This is a genomic window from Mesorhizobium sp. LNHC232B00, assembly GCF_000502435.1.
Lineage (GTDB): Bacteria > Pseudomonadota > Alphaproteobacteria > Rhizobiales > Rhizobiaceae > Mesorhizobium > Mesorhizobium opportunistum.
In genome coordinates this window covers 1-13936 of the sequence record NZ_AYWP01000015.1, presented here as the reverse complement: position 1 = coordinate 13936, position 13936 = coordinate 1, and the positions used below count along the sequence as shown (strand labels likewise).

9 protein-coding genes and 6 pseudogenes are annotated in these 13936 nt (G+C 58.3%); 7 read left to right on the top strand and 8 right to left on the bottom strand.

Annotated elements, in window-relative coordinates; genetic code table 11:
* Positions 1–111 precede the first annotated feature (111 nt).
* A pseudogene (locus X743_RS1000000170815) lies at positions 112–369 on the top strand (IS5/IS1182 family transposase); the annotation flags it as partial.
* A gap of 667 nt (positions 370–1036) precedes the next feature.
* Positions 1037–2281 carry an acetyl-CoA carboxylase biotin carboxylase subunit family protein gene (locus X743_RS0136320; RefSeq protein WP_031257890.1) on the top strand — a complete coding sequence of 415 codons (1245 nt, stop codon included), beginning with the start codon at positions 1037–1039 and terminating at the stop codon, positions 2279–2281.
* Between the two features lie 183 nt (positions 2282–2464).
* On the opposite strand, the pseudogene X743_RS1000000170810 reads toward X743_RS0136320, so the two are convergent.
* Positions 2465–2913, bottom strand: a pseudogene (locus X743_RS1000000170810) (DDE-type integrase/transposase/recombinase); the annotation flags it as partial.
* Positions 2914–3136: 223 nt separating this feature from the next.
* Between X743_RS1000000170810 and X743_RS1000000173430 the strand changes: the two are divergent.
* Positions 3137–3616: a tyrosine-type recombinase/integrase gene (locus X743_RS1000000173430; RefSeq protein ID WP_245264256.1), complete on the top strand. Its 480-nt coding sequence runs from the start codon at positions 3137–3139 to the stop codon at positions 3614–3616.
* Here the strand turns inward: X743_RS1000000173430 and X743_RS1000000173425 are convergent.
* The 5 genes and pseudogenes from X743_RS1000000173425 to X743_RS150170 all read right to left on the bottom strand — a co-directional run.
* Positions 3605–4174, bottom strand: a pseudogene (locus tag X743_RS1000000173425) (transposase); the annotation flags it as partial. The gene X743_RS1000000173430 and the pseudogene X743_RS1000000173425 sit on opposite strands and share 12 nt — an antisense overlap.
* Before the next feature lie 123 nt (positions 4175–4297).
* Positions 4298–5113 carry an IS21-like element helper ATPase IstB gene (gene istB, locus X743_RS150160; protein ID WP_023766781.1) on the bottom strand — a complete coding sequence of 272 codons (816 nt, stop codon included), beginning with the start codon at positions 5111–5113 and terminating at the stop codon, positions 4298–4300.
* A pseudogene (gene istA / locus X743_RS12620) lies at positions 5110–6598 on the bottom strand (IS21 family transposase). The gene istB and the pseudogene istA overlap by 4 nt, the downstream one beginning before the upstream one ends.
* Positions 6599–6795: 197 nt before the next feature.
* Positions 6796–7419, bottom strand: a pseudogene (locus X743_RS150165) (IS701 family transposase); the annotation flags it as partial.
* Positions 7420–7618: 199 nt separating this feature from the next.
* On the bottom strand, positions 7619–9232 hold the full coding sequence (locus X743_RS150170) for a GMC family oxidoreductase N-terminal domain-containing protein (protein WP_023766777.1): 1614 nt from the start codon (positions 9230–9232) through the stop codon (positions 7619–7621).
* 596 nt (positions 9233–9828) lie between these two features.
* Here X743_RS150170 and X743_RS150175 point away from each other — a divergent pair.
* The 4 genes from X743_RS150175 to X743_RS150190 all read left to right on the top strand — a co-directional run bounded on the left by X743_RS150175 (position 9829) and on the right by X743_RS150190 (position 13490).
* Entirely contained in the window at positions 9829–10698 is an 870-nt protein-coding gene (locus tag X743_RS150175; RefSeq protein WP_084555552.1) for an ABC transporter permease, read from the top strand.
* A 47-nt stretch (positions 10699–10745) separates the two neighbouring features.
* Positions 10746–11756, top strand: coding sequence for an ABC transporter substrate-binding protein (locus X743_RS150180; protein WP_198028454.1), 1011 nt, complete (start codon positions 10746–10748; stop codon positions 11754–11756).
* A 76-nt stretch (positions 11757–11832) separates the two neighbouring features.
* Positions 11833–12636 carry an ABC transporter permease gene (locus X743_RS150185; RefSeq protein WP_023766774.1) on the top strand — a complete coding sequence of 268 codons (804 nt, stop codon included), beginning with the start codon at positions 11833–11835 and terminating at the stop codon, positions 12634–12636.
* Positions 12633–13490: an ABC transporter ATP-binding protein gene (locus X743_RS150190; RefSeq protein WP_245264255.1), complete on the top strand. Its 858-nt coding sequence runs from the start codon at positions 12633–12635 to the stop codon at positions 13488–13490. Before X743_RS150185 ends, X743_RS150190 begins: the two co-directional genes overlap by 4 nt.
* A gap of 54 nt (positions 13491–13544) precedes the next feature.
* On the opposite strand, the pseudogene X743_RS1000000173420 reads toward X743_RS150190, so the two are convergent.
* Positions 13545–13712: pseudogene (locus X743_RS1000000173420) on the bottom strand (hypothetical protein); the annotation flags it as partial.
* A partial coding sequence (locus tag X743_RS150195; protein ID WP_023766772.1) for an integrase core domain-containing protein occupies positions 13709–13936 on the bottom strand: 228 nt, incomplete at its 5' end. The pseudogene X743_RS1000000173420 and the gene X743_RS150195, both read right to left, overlap by 4 nt.

The window sequence follows — 13936 nt, the reverse complement described above, 5'->3', positions numbered from 1 at the left end:
CCAGCTATCGTCATCAAATAAGCCCGGCCAGAAAGCTAACTGGACGGGCTCCTAGACTTGAGCAGGATCACAACATGGGTTGAACGGAGACCACCGGGCGGTGTTACCGCCTCCATTCGACAGCTTTACCAGTGGCTGCGCCATCTATTCGCCGACGGCGGCTATGCCGGAGAAAAACTGACGCAGGCTCTCGCCGACCTGGGTACATGGACCATCGAAATCATCAAGCGCTCCGACGCGGCCAAGGGCTTCGAGGTCCTGCCGCNCGGACGTTGTCGCCGGCTCGCCAAGGATTTCGAGGCGACTATCGCCAGCGCCGAGGCATGGATATTCATCGCCTCCATCCGCCTCATGCTCCGCCGCCGCGCAGCTCCACCTCGCACGTCACCGAGTTTCGAGTCAGGCCCTAAGAGAGACTTGCAAGCGCCTTTTTGTGCGGGAGGTTGTTTGCCTGGAGCACGGTCGTCTACGCGCTCGACATGTGTCGCCGCATCATGGGGCTTCGCGGGATGGTCCTTCCAATATATGTCTCCGAGCAAACTCGTGGTGCAACGGTCTTAACGGAATGGACCAGCCTCGGTCCCGGCAGGGACTTCTCTTCACGCCATGAGCGCAGAGCTCGAGACTTAGGCCGTGGCCATCTCCTTGGTGAAGAACTCACCGGAGCGGAGCATCGCATGATGACGGCAAGCTTGCGGACGACAGCGACAGCGGGGCGTTTGAAGCCGATCTTCTCGCGTAGTTTAGTTTTATACCCAATTGCGCAAGTGGCTATGGCCCGGCTGTTGTAGGTCCAAAGCGGAATCACACACTGGTCGAACTGTCATCCCCTGATTCGTCGAGATGCTCCGTGCCGTATCGCCAGTAATCAAAATGTTGCGACATATCCTTCCGGAATAAATTCACAGAACTTTTACGATCGCAAATCGCTGCCAATGGTACGTTCACCACCAAGTCCGAGGTCAGGCACGGCTAAACAGTTGTTGCAGATTTAGGCTCGGATCGTCGCACAGCACGCAACTCGGGGCAACAGCCAATGGCAAGAAGGGCGCTCATCCTGATCGAAGGCCATCCAAGGGGTAATGGTCTGCGGTACGTCCAGGCGGCCCAGCGTCTTCGCCTTCATCCAATTACCTTGTCGGCTGATCCAGCTCAGTACGATTATCTCGCGGCGGAAAACGTTGAGGCAATCCGTGTCGATACAGACAATCTCGATGCGCTGATCCGCGAATGTTCCCGGCTGCATGCGACGTATGACATTGCTGGCATTACTGGGTTTGCGGGGGTCGAAGAGTCATTCTATGCGACAGTTGGCAAGCTCTGCCGGCATTTCGATCTGCCGGGACCGAACTCCGAATCCATTGAACGATGCCGCGACAAATTTATTCAACGTCAGGTCCTTGCGGAGGCCGGCGTTCCAATACCTGCTTATCGCTTGGCAGCGAATGCGACGGATGTAGAAAACTCCGCCGCGGAGATCGGCCTGCCGGTGGTTCTCAAGCCAGCCGTAGGCAGCTGCAGCAGGGGTGTCCGATTATGCCGCAATGTCGCTGAGTTGGCCGAGCATACGACCTATCTGTTGGGCGCGGAGCACATATGGCCGTCCTCGCCGAAGATATTGGTCGAAGAATTCGCACGGGGCCCGCTCTATAGCGCCGCAATAATGGGGAATGAGGTCATTGGGATTTGCGCCGCCGACTTCGGCCGCCCACCGCATTTCGTCTATCGTGAGTGCCTCTATCCGGCCCCGCTGACCGATGACGAGCATAAACGCATTGCCGATGTTTCGCTGAGCTGTTTGCGAGCTCTCGGTCTTGGCTGGGGGCCAACGAACATTGAAGTCCGGTGGACGAAACTTGGCCCAGTCGTCATTGAAGTCAATCCGCGTCTTGCTGGCACGCCTGATCCTCAACTGGTTCAGCTGGCTTACGGCATTGATCTCATCACCAACCACATCAAGCTTGTCACCGGCGACCAATGGAATTTGCGCAAAAGGCATTCGGACACGGCGGCCGCGCGGTTCCTAGTTGCTGATCGCGATGGCACCCTCGATTGGATCGATGGCGATAGTCAGGCTGCTGCTGTACCAGGTGTCGCCGAGGTCAAACTGTATGTAGAACCGAAGACGCCGATCATCAGGAAAGGCGATGCCCGAGACTGCATCGGATATGTCATCGCCGTTTCACCCAGCCTTGCCCGGACCGAGGCGATACTTCGGCGTGCCGTCGACTTGATCAATTGGTCGATTATACCATTTCCGACCAATGACCAACGGGAATAATCTTCGGCACTTACCTCGCCGAATCGTTGTGGGTGGGCGCGATTCTGTCGCCAAGCCAAGTTGGAGATGAAGATGGAGATGGATGGAGATGGACAGAGTGAACGGCCATTTCGGCATTTCGGCCTGCGTCAAGGATATCGAACTGCTTGGCGACGGCGGACTAGGATTGTACGCATACCTTGCCTGTCGCTTGCACATCATGTGGATGATCGCGATGCCGGAGAGGCTAACCACGGCGCTCGCCTGCGATTTGAAGCCGAGCATGGATCGAATGCGGCGCTTGATACGCCGGTGATCCTGTTCGATCCGATTGTTGAGGCACCGGCTTATGCGGATGCGGATCGGCTTCAGCGGTCGCTGCCGCAGGCGGCTTTCAGCGTCGCAGGAACGGATCACCTTGTGGTTGGTCTGGCTGCGGTCGAGGACGATGCGGCCGGCCGGCCATGCCGCGCCTGCGCCTTGCGGAGGAAGCCTTTGGCCGCCACCAGGTCACGGTTTTCGCTGAAGAGGCTGTCGATGGCGCGGTAGAGATACATCCATTGGCCGCGGACCTTGAGGTACGTCTCGTCCATATGCCACTTGCTGCCGACCGCACGCTTGCGCCGGTTCAAGCGCTCCAGCAACTGCGGCGAGAAGTGGGCAGGCACCCGCGGCGGAATAGCCGGCCCCAAGCTGGTGCTGACACACGGCGCCCCCCGATTTCGTCGAAGTAACGGGCGCCGAGAGAAGTGCGGCACTGGCGTCAGTGCCGGAAGGCGATGGGACTGTCAGGAATCTTAGCCACCGGCGTTAACGCAAACGACGTTCAGTTGGAGCGCCCCCACCCGCAAGAGATCGGAAGAGCACACGTCTNCGATGGGACTGTCAGGAATCTTAGCCACCGGCGTTAACGCAAACGACGTTCAGTTGGAGCGCCCCCACCCGCAAGTGCTGCTGCGCGGCAAAGGGCGCAGAGACCGCGTCATCCCCATTCCTAAGGACCTGGCGCGATCGCTGACAACTTTGTTGAGCGAGCGCGGGATCGCCCATCACGAGCCGCGACCGATATTCGTCGGCGCCCGCAACGAGCGCCTGACTCATTTCGGAGCGACCCATATCGTACGACGTGCGGCCGCCGAGGCCGTGGCTATCAGGCCTGCCTTGGCCGACAACCCCATATCGCCGCACATCTTCCGGCACTATCTACCGCGCCCGACTATGTCGGGTAGCTACGACCGCAAATGCAAGCATCTGAGAACATGGAGATTTCCTGCAGAAACGCCCGAGCCACCCGACATAGCCTGCCCGATTTACAGGCTATTCAAGAACCCCAACAAATTGTCGTCAGGTCGGTAGTACTACTGCGTCATAAATTGCCAAGCCTGACGCGGACTGTCCATTGCCCTTATGCAGCACGGACATCGTTGCAGACGGTTGGCCAGGGCCACAGTCAGGGGTCGCCTGAGGGTCGGGATTGAGGTCGGGACGTGCCGCTCTGGTCGGATCGGAGGATCTGCGGGGTCGATAACCGTCGGGAAGACCAGGTGTTTGGCGGCCCTGGGCGCGAGTTGGAGTTGAGGGGGGAATCGTGTCCCTCAGAGAGACTAAGAAGCCATAGGCGGCGATACAGAGGCTGGCGTGGTGGTGGAAGCCCCGCCACCCTCGGCCTTCGTAGTGGCCCAGTCCCAGTTCCTGCTTGAGTTCCTGATAGTCTCGCTCGATCCGCCAACGCAGCTTGGCGGCGTCGACCAACTGGGGGATCGTAGCGTCGGCCGGCAAGGTGGAGAGCCAATACTTGCTCGGCTCGACCTCGCCTTCAGGCCACTCGATCAGGAGCCACTCTTCGGCGTGAGCCTCGGGCCGATTGTAGTCCCTGGATGCCGGCCGCAAGCGCACGGCGGCGAAGCGTGTGGCGCGACAATTCTGATGAGAAGCGCGCGACAATCTGGATGAGAATCTGGTGTCGCGGCGGAGGTGATGATCGCGGCATTGATTGTCGCGCGCAAGAGGGTTTGTCGGTTTGATTGTCGCGGCGCGTCAATCAGCGACGCTGTTGGCGGATGTGGCATAGGACGCGGGGCGTCCCGGGCCACGCTTTCGCTCCATGGCCTCGCGGCGCCTGTAGCTCTCGACATTCATCTCGAAGATGGTGGCGTGATGGACCAGGCGGTCGACTGCGGCAAGCGTCATGGCGGGGTCGGGGAAGACCTTGCCCCATTCGCCGAACGGCTGGTTGGCGGTGATGAGCATCGAGCGCCGCTCGTAGCGGGCGCTGATGAGCTCGAACAGCACGCTGGTCTCGGCCTGGTCCTTGGTGACGTAGGCGAGATCATCGAGGATCAGGAGATGGAACTTGTCGAGCTTGGCCAGAGCGCTCTCGAGCGCCAGGTCTCGCCGTGCCGTCTGAAGCTTCTGGACGAGGTCGGTTGTTCTGGTGAAGAGCACCCGCCAGCCATTCTCGATGAGCGCAAGGCCGATTGCTGAAGCGAGATGGCTTTTGCCGCCGCCGGGCGGGCCGAACAGAAGCAGGTTCGCCCCCTTCTCCAGCCAGCTGTCGCCGGCGGTGATCGCCATCACCTGGGCCTTGGAGATCATCGGCACGGCCTCGAACGCGAAGGTGTCGAGGGTCTTGCCCGGCAGGAGGCGGGCCTCGGCGAGGTGACGTTCGATGCGGCGGCGGTCGCGTTCGGCCAGTTCATGCTCGGTGATCGCGGCCAGAAAGCGGGCGGCGGGCCAACCTTCCTTGTCGGCCTGTTCGGCGAATTGCGGCCACATGAGCTTGATGGCCGGCAAGCGCAGTTCGTTGAGGAGCAGGCTGAGCTTGGCGGTATCGACAGTGGCGTTGGTCTTCATGCCGCGTCTCCCGTCAGGCTGGCGCCGAGCAGGGCTTCATAGGCATTGAGCGGGGCAAGGCGCACGACGACATTCGGCAGTCGGGAGGGATCGGGGGCGAAGCGTTCCCGCAAGGCGGCCATGTCAGTCGGGCAATCGGCGCGCCTGCAGCGCGGCATCCAGTTGGTCGGCCAGTTCGCTCTCGCAGGCGCGCTCGTGAGCCATGGCGAGAAGATCCACCATGATGCGGCAGGCCTGCCGCTCCGGCAGCCGCTCCATGAGCATGTCGAAGGTGTGCCGATACGCCTCGCGCGGAAAGAGCTGGTCGCGATAGACCAGGTTCAACAGCGCCATCGGTTTGCGACGCAGCGAATGGATGACATGCCGGTAATTGACGACCTGGTCGTGTTTGCCCGATGGAGAGGCACGTCCGCGCGGCAGCGTCACGAGAAGGGTGCCGCCGATGAAGATGTCCAGCCGATCGTCGAAAAGGCGCACCCTGAGCCGGTGGCCGATCAGGCGAGAGGGCACGGTGTAGAACACCTTGCGCAGCGTGAAGCCGCCCGATGAGGTGACGCGCACGGTGACCTCCTCGTAGTCGGATGTGCGCCGGACGGGCAGTTCCTGGAGCTCGGCGCGCTCGATGTCGATGCGCTTGGAATTGCGGGCGTTCACACGGCTGACGATCTCGTCGACGAAGCGGCGGTAGCAGGCCAGATCGCCGAAATCACTCGATCCTCTCATCAGAGCCGCCTCGTCGATCGCCCGCTTGAGATGGCCGTGCGGGCCTTCGATGGAGCCGTTCTCATGCGCGATGCCGCGATTGTTGCGGGAAGGGATCATGCCGTAGTGGCCGCACAGTTCGTCGTAGCGGCGCGTCAGGTCCTCCCGGGCGTCCTTGTCCAGGTTGCGGAATGCCGCCGAGAGGCTGTCGCTGCGATGCTCGCGGGGAGCCCCGCCGAGCGACCACAGCGCGTTCTGCAGGCCTTGCGCCAGGGCGACAAAGCTCTCGCCGCCGAGCACGACATGAGCGTGCTCGAAGCCGGAATAGGCGAGCCGGAAATGATAGAGCCGATGGTCGAGCGGCTGGCCGGCGATCGTGATGCCGGCTTTGCCCATGTCGGTGAAATCCGATAGGCCGAGGCGGCCGGGCTCATGCACCTGTCGGAAGATGACCTCCTGCTCCGCGCCATGGACGGCGCGCCAGGAGCGGACGCGCCGCTCCAGCGTGCGGCGAACGCCGTTGCCCAGATCGGGGTGACGGCGCAGCATCTCCTCGAAGATAGCTATCGCGCGAATGCCGGGCGCCGCTTGCAGCATCGGCACGACCTCGGTCTGAAAAATATCGGCAAGCGGATCGGCACGGCGTCGTTCCCGCGGCGCCTTCTTCTGCGAGGGCAGCCTCGAATCCTTCTCGATGCGATAGGCCGTGGCTGTGCTGATCGACGCCTTTGCCGCCGCGACGGCTGTCGAATTGGTCTGACGGAACTTCATGTAGAGCCTCATCTGGTGATCGGTTACGTGGCGGCCGGGCACAAAGTGATTCCTCCAAATCGGAAAAACCACCGGCATACCCGGTCGACCGCGATCACCAGACAAACGCCCCCGAAAAGGCAGCGGCGCTGGCGGGTTGAAACTCCAGTCGGGCTACGCCCTCCCTGCGTTCCAACCCGCCAGCATTCTCATCTTGATTGACGCAACGCTCGCAGCTTCATTGTCGCGCCGCAGAAGCGGGAATTGAGCTCGGTGTTGGTTCCTTCACGCCAGGCGATCGTGCGCCAAGTCTCGGCGTCGAACTCCTCGGCCAGGGCCTTGGCCGAGATCGGCTTGTGATTGTCGGTTCGGCCGACTCGAGACGGCGGCCGGCCTATTCCGCTCCAAGGCTTGGGCGGCAGCGGGCTCTCGCCTGGGCGCCAGACGCTGAGTGTGGGCTGAACGCCGACAACATAGGTCAAACCGAGCTCGGACAGGCCCGCCCGGAAACCGCCGTCGGCGCCATATCCGGCGTCGGCGAGAACCACGCCGGGCGCGACGCCCTCGGCCTTGGCCGTCCTGATCTGCTCGAGCGCGATCTGCGGCTTGGTCCGGAACGTGATCTCTGCCGGAATCTTGGCCTTCTTGCGTCGTTCCGGATCCTCCGCCCAGCTGTGCGGGAGATACAGTTCGTAGGCGATCGGAAGCGAGGCTGCGTCATTTGCGATCGATAGGCTAACCGCAATCTGACAGTTGTCCTGCTTGCCCAACTGGCCGCAATACTGGCGCGCTACGCCCACCGAGTGCTTGCCCTTCTTGGGAAAGCCGGTGTCGTCGACGATCCACGCCCGGATCGGTCGCGACTTTCTGACTCAGTAAGACTGGACGCGCCAACGTGACGCCTGTATTCGCGGGCCACATGGCTTTCTAGGACTCAAGACCGGCGGCTTCGGACGGGCCGATCTCTTTACCTCAAACTACGATTGCAGGATGAGATCTGAAGCGCGCTCACCTATCATAACAGCGGTNACGGGCCGATCTCTTTACCTCAAACTACGATTGCAGGATGAGATCTGAAGCGCGCTCACCTATCATAACAGCGGTTGCGTTCATGCCGCCCGATACAGGGCTCGGAAGAACCGAGTTGTCGACGACCCGCAAGCCCGAGACGCCGCGCACTCGCAGATTCAGATCGACTACGCTGTCTTCGTCGGCCCCCATCTGACACGTGCCTGCGTAGTGGGCAGCGGAAGATCCCGTGCGGCGCGCGAAATCCAGAAGCTCGTCGTCGGTCTGCACATCAGCCCCGGGCCTGGTCTCGCCGGCGCTCCATTGGTTGAGCGCGGGAGAGGCAAAGACTTTTCTCGCCATACGGAGCCCCAGCAACAAACGCGTTCTGTCGCTTTCTTCATGAAGGTAGTTCGGACGCAGTACGGGCCGCTCGAGCGGGTCGCAGGTCCGGGCAAGCACTGAGCCTGAACTATCGGGACACACCAAAAAGGTCCCGATCGTCATTCCCCCAAATGGCTCCAATGCCCCAGGCTCACTAGGAGAAAAGCTTACGGGGGCAAACATCAATTGAAGGTCGGGGAACTTTTCCGCCGGATCGCTTCTGCAGTAAAGGCTAGCCATGCTGGCACCGAGAGTAAGCAGGCCTCTGTTGCCGAATACATACTTTAGGGTTTCGAAGGCTATGGTCCGGAAATTATTCATCTCGTTGACGGTGAGGACATTTTTCGTGCGGTGGGAGGTCCTTGCGATAAATTGGTCCTTAAAATTGCGACCGACGTTCACGGATTGCAGCGCGACGTCAATGCCGATATCCCGCAAATGGCCCGGCTCGCCAATTCCGCTAATCTGAAGAATCTGGGGGGAACGAAGGGCCCCCGCTGAAAGCACAACCTCTCTGTTGACTTTTACTCGATAGCGCCGGTGATCCCGTATGAACTCGAAGCCGATAACCTTCCTCCCGTCTAAGATTACCTGCGACCCGACCGCATTTGTTTCCACACGCAGGTTCTGCCGTTTTCTGAGCAACGGCCGGACATACGCGGATGTCGTATTGGCCCTGAAACGACCTTTCCGATTTTGCTGGAAAAGGCTCGCTCCCTCTCGAACAGGCGAATTCATATCAGCGACGGCACAATGGCCGGCCTGGACCGAAGCGTTAACAAAGTCCCTAGCCAAGGGGTGTATCGTGCGGAACGGACCGACAGAGATTGGGCCAGAGCCGCCTCGATGCTGAGATGGCTCCCCTGCGAATGTCTCTGCTCGTCGAAAATAGGGAAGCAAACTGTTATAATCCCAGCCTGTGCAGCCAAGTTCGTCAGCCCAGCGGTCGTACTCTGCCGCTTGCCCTCGGGCGAACAAAATGCCGTTGATTGAGCTGCTGCCACCCATGCCGCGCCCTGCGGGTAAAACCATTCGCCGGTTACCGGTTTTCGCGTCACATTCGGTCTCGTACATCCAATTGAAGCGCTTGTCCTTCAGAAGGAAGAAATAGCCCGCGGGGATGTGAATGAAGGGGTGCCAGTCCTTGGGGCCCGCTTCCAGAAGCAGCACCTTGAAACGACCGTTCTCGGCAAGTCGGCTAGCAACGACGCTCCCGGCTGACCCGGCACCAACCACACAGTAGTCGGCTTCGAAATCCCATGACTGATTTGACATTTAACAGGACCCTTCGTGAAACGCTTGCAACATAGCAGTTATGAGAATGATGTTCCAGTCAGAACGACATAATTTTACGATCGGGGCGACCACTCCGGGCGCATCTCACAGGGGGCGCAGATGCACCGATCGTTTCCAGACACTCAGGAGGGGAATGTAGCTGCTTATCGAAGAATGGCGTGTCAACTGGTCAGTGTGAGCGGGGAGCCTGTCTCTCTCCGGAGCGACCGTTAGGATCGCTCGGTCTTTGAACGAGGAACGCAGCTGATCTTCTAATGCCCTTGCAGACGGGTGGGCTATACGCGATCGGGCCGTCGTTCCTCGGAGACCATCTGCCAGGATGGCGCCGAAAGCACGGCCCTGATTGCGCCGCATGCGCCGCAAACCGCCTTGACGGATGACGGTTCCCACTGAGCGGTTGATCAGGACGGATATGTGCAGACAAGACCGTCCAGAAGCGGCGCAACCGCGAAGCCGTCAAGCGCCTGCGGACGCGCTTTTAATAAGCAGGCCTGCCGCCAGAGCGTAGGGTCCTCGACAACTGCGCTCCTGTGGCGCGACACCGAGCCCCATGCGCGCAAAGGCAAAGTTGTCGGATGCTGCTGCGTTTTAAAGTTTCGATTGACACACGCCCGGAAATGGATAACGTGGAACAACGTTCCATTTGTTTACATGTTCCAGTTGAGCCTTGGCGGATGATGAAAATTATAAGATCGACTGCAGCTCTTCCAGATTGGATGATCACATCCCTCTGGCTCTCGATCCTCGCTGGAATTTGGTCAGCTGCCGTTCGATTTCTGAAAATTCCGGACTACATCCTTCCGGCTCCTGAGCAGGTGTTCGGGTTTATCAGCTCCAAGCCCGCTTATCTCCTGGTCAGTACCGTCTCCACGCTTACGGTCATAGCCGTCGGTTTTTTTTGCGGAGTCGTCACCGCGGTTCCGGCAGGTTTGTTACTGGGGAAAGTACGTTGGGTAGAACGAGCGCTCTATCCGTTCATTGCATTCTCGCAGGGGATGCCGCTGATCTCGGTCATCCCGGTTCTAATTATCTGGTTTGGATACGGACTAGTTCCGACATCGATCCTAGTTGGCTTCAGCGTTTTTTTTCCGGTCTTGGTCAACGCTATTGCTGGCATAAAAAGCATTCCTGATCGTCTCTATTTCGTGACGGGAACTATGGGCGCCAACGCCCTGCAGACCTTTCGATACGTCGATTGGCCCATGATACTGCCTTATCTGACGAGCGCTTTTCGCATCTCCTTGGCGATTGCTACTACCGTCGCGGTCGTTAGTGAGTTCCTCGCGGCGAATGACGGCCTCGGATACGTGGCGTTGGTAGGGTCTCGACATAGAGACACTGTGCAAGTCATCGCGGTCGTCCTGATAACGGCTCTCGTTGGCGTCCTGCTCAACACGACAAGCTTGCTATTGGAGCGCAAGATAATGCGGAGGTACCGCGACTAAACCGAGATAACTGCAGTAAGAACGTCATACCAATGGAGGATAGCATGATGTTTGAAAAATACCTGAACCGTTGTCTGCGCATAGCTGGAGGCGGGTATCTAGCTGTTGCTCTTGTAATCTCGCCAGCCTTGGCGGCAGACAAACTCAAAATAACCCTCAACTGGACTCCAGGCAATTCGGATATTGGAATTCAATATGCTGAAGCCCTGGGGTTTTACAAGGAAGCTGGGATCGACCTTGAAATAGAGCCTGGAAAAGGCTCGGGAACAACGTCCCAGATCGTGGCGGCCGGCAGCACTGATATCGGGCTTGCCAACGGCGCATCTGCTATCTCAATCGCAGCGAAGGGAGCGCCGATCAAAATCATCGCGGTCATTTATCAGGCGCCGGATTGGGGTGTCATCTCCCTTAAGGATACGCCCATCAAAACTCCAAAGGACCTCGAGGGAAAAACAATCGCTATATCGCCAGGGAGCGCAGACATTCCTCTCTTTGAGACGATGGTTAAGGTGAATGGGGTCGATAGGTCCAAAATAAACGTTCTTTCAGCCGATGCTGCAGGTTTCATCGGGCTTTTGGCCGAGAAGAAAGTTGATGCCGTTTCCGCAGCAGCCGGCGACGTGATGATCCCGCTCGGACCGAAGGGCGTCGAAACCAAGGCAATGTGGTACAAGGATTACGGAGCACCTATCGTGGGGCTGAGCCTCATCGCCCGAGAGGACCGGCTCAAGAAGAATCCTGATCTTTATAAGAGGTTTGTTGATGCAACTCTCAGAGGAATGGCTGCAGTAGTTAAGAGTCCGGAGGCAGCAGTCGACGCCCTTCGGTCGAGGAATTCCGATGCCCAGCCGAAATCGGATCTGATGGAAGAACTGACGAAGTATCAAATCCCCAACTTGTGCGGACCTGGCGCCGCTGGTCTGGGCAAGCCTTCTGCCGACGAATGGAAGATTACCGGCGAGGTTTTGACCCAAACCTTGGGGTCACTCGGCGACGGCGGTATCGAAACGAAATACACTGAGGACTACCTTCCCGCTCAGCTTCCTCCCTGTCCCTAATCGGCTATGACAATCGTGGCGCCACGGGTACCGTGGCGCTATCGACCTTAAAATGCTTACGACAAGAAGCAGGAAAATGATGGCGAACGTGCTTGCCGAGAGCAAAAAACCTTATCTGCCGCATTTGGCGCAAGGGCTTGATCGGGTTCTTCCTCCGGCAATTATATTGATCGTCTTTGTTTTTGCTTGGGAGTTTAGCAGTGACTGGTTTGGTATCCCAAAGTACCTCTTTCCAGCGCCAAGCGACTTCATCGGCAAATTCATTACTGAACGGAGCACCCTCGCTTATCATTTTGCTGCGACCGGATATGTAGTGATAGTCGGGTTCCTCGTCGCGACGTTGATTGCGATCCCGCTGGGACTGGCGATTGCCTCGTATTCGTCCCTGAGGCGCAGTTTGTTTCCACTAATCGTGTTTTTCGAAATCATACCGAAAACGATCACTGCTCCCCTCTTGATCGTCTGGTTTGGCTTCGGCTTCACGCCTCGTATCGGATTGACGGCTCTCATGACGTTCTTTCCGATACTGGTTAATAGCATCGCTGGGTTTTCGTCTGTCAATCCGCGCCTGCATTTGATAACAAAATCAATGGGTGCCAACCCCTGGCAGACTTTTCGATTCATCCGATTTCCGGGTGCAATGCCATATATCTTTTCTGGCTTGAAAATCGGGATGGTCTATGCAGTAACAGCCTGTATAACCGTTGAATTCGTTGGTGCAAACGAAGGACTGGAAGTTCTAATACTGACAGCGTCGAGCTATATGGATATCGGCCTTATGTTCGCGGGAGTAATTGCGACCGCCGTGCTAGCCATGTTGTTGACTGGTATGCTGCTCGGGCTTGAGAGAGTCATGATGCCCTGGAGGAGAGATCAATGAGCGCAATAGGTGGTTTCGATGAAGGAACTCTACGACGGATGAACCCTCCCATGGTTCAAAACATACGATCCCTCACAGTGGCTGAAGTCAACGGGGGCTCTATTGCCGCGTCGGATGTCTCTAAGTCGTTTGGGGAATTTGCTGCACTGGGGCCGGTTGACGTCGAAATAGGCGAAGGTGAGTTTGTAAGTGTTCTTGGGCCTTCCGGATGCGGTAAAAGCACTTTGATGTTAATGATCGCAGGCCTGCTGCAGCCAACAAGGGGATCAATTAAGGTCAACGGAAAGTTGCTAACTAAGCCGCTGACGGACGTCGGTATTGTTTTTCAGGATCATCTTTTACTTGAATTCAGAACTGCATTCGACAACGTTCTTCTTCAGCAAGAAATTCGCGGTCTTGACCGCAGCGGAACCGAAAAGCTCGCGCGGGAACTATTCAAGAAACTTGGACTATCTGGTGCGGAGGCGCGCTACCCTCGGCAACTGTCGGGCGGTATGCAACAGCGCGTCTCAATTGCGCGTTCCTTAGTGCACAATCCGGCCGTCCTGCTTATGGACGAACCGTTTGGAGCCCTGGACGCTATCTCGAGGACCCAAATAAGACACGATCTTGAGATACTTTGGATGGAAACGCGCAAGAGTGTGCTATTCATTACTCACTCGATCGAGGAAGCTATTGGTCTATCGGACCGGGTCCTAGTGATGTCGAACTCGCCTGGTAGAGTGGTGAAGGAAATTCGAATTGATCTGCCGCGGCCGCGGCCCGCCTACCTCGGCCAATACCCAGAATTCTCTGCGTATGCCGACGAGATCTACAAGACGTTTGAAGAATTGGGAGTATACCACTTCAAATGAATTTGCGGCGAAATCGGTCTCGAGATCTTCGAGTTCGAGCCGCATCTGGCCCAGCTTCTCGGACGAACGGCCGAAGGCCTTGCGGTTGAAGCGATCGATCTGCAGCTGCAGGCGCTGGATGCGAAGGGCGGCCTCGGCGCGCTCTCTTCGCAACTGCTCATCGCGTTTCGGCGATGGTGATGTCACGGGCAGAAACGGCCTGACCTGCCACTGAATTTTCATCCGGCTGCAGTTAGAGCCTCGGCGGGTTTTGCGCCGTATGGCGCGGGTTGAGCAACGGGTGATCGGCGGAGCTGGTCGGGGTTGCGCAGCCGATCGTCCGTTGCGGTGAGATTGGCGGCATAGGCCGCAGGCGTGATGTATCCGAGCGCCGAATGTGGACGCGCTCGGTTGTAGTCGTCTGCCCATTCGGCGATGGTTGTTCGGGCATGGTCGAGGCCGAAGAA

Coding starts and splice junctions, on each gene's coding strand:
- X743_RS1000000173430 (WP_245264256.1), top strand. CDS start 3,137: ATGGGACTGTCAGGAATCTTAGCCACCGGCGTTAACGCAAACGACGTT.
- X743_RS150170 (WP_023766777.1), bottom strand. CDS start 9,232: ATGTCAAATCAGTCATGGGATTTCGAAGCCGACTACTGTGTGGTTGGT.
- X743_RS150185 (WP_023766774.1), top strand. CDS start 11,833: ATGATGGCGAACGTGCTTGCCGAGAGCAAAAAACCTTATCTGCCGCAT.
- istB (WP_023766781.1), bottom strand. CDS start 5,113: ATGAAGACCAACGCCACTGTCGATACCGCCAAGCTCAGCCTGCTCCTC.
- X743_RS150190 (WP_245264255.1), top strand. CDS start 12,633: ATGAGCGCAATAGGTGGTTTCGATGAAGGAACTCTACGACGGATGAAC.
- X743_RS150175 (WP_084555552.1), top strand. CDS start 9,829: ATGCTGCTGCGTTTTAAAGTTTCGATTGACACACGCCCGGAAATGGAT.
- X743_RS150180 (WP_198028454.1), top strand. CDS start 10,746: ATGTTTGAAAAATACCTGAACCGTTGTCTGCGCATAGCTGGAGGCGGG.
- X743_RS0136320 (WP_031257890.1), top strand. CDS start 1,037: ATGGCAAGAAGGGCGCTCATCCTGATCGAAGGCCATCCAAGGGGTAAT.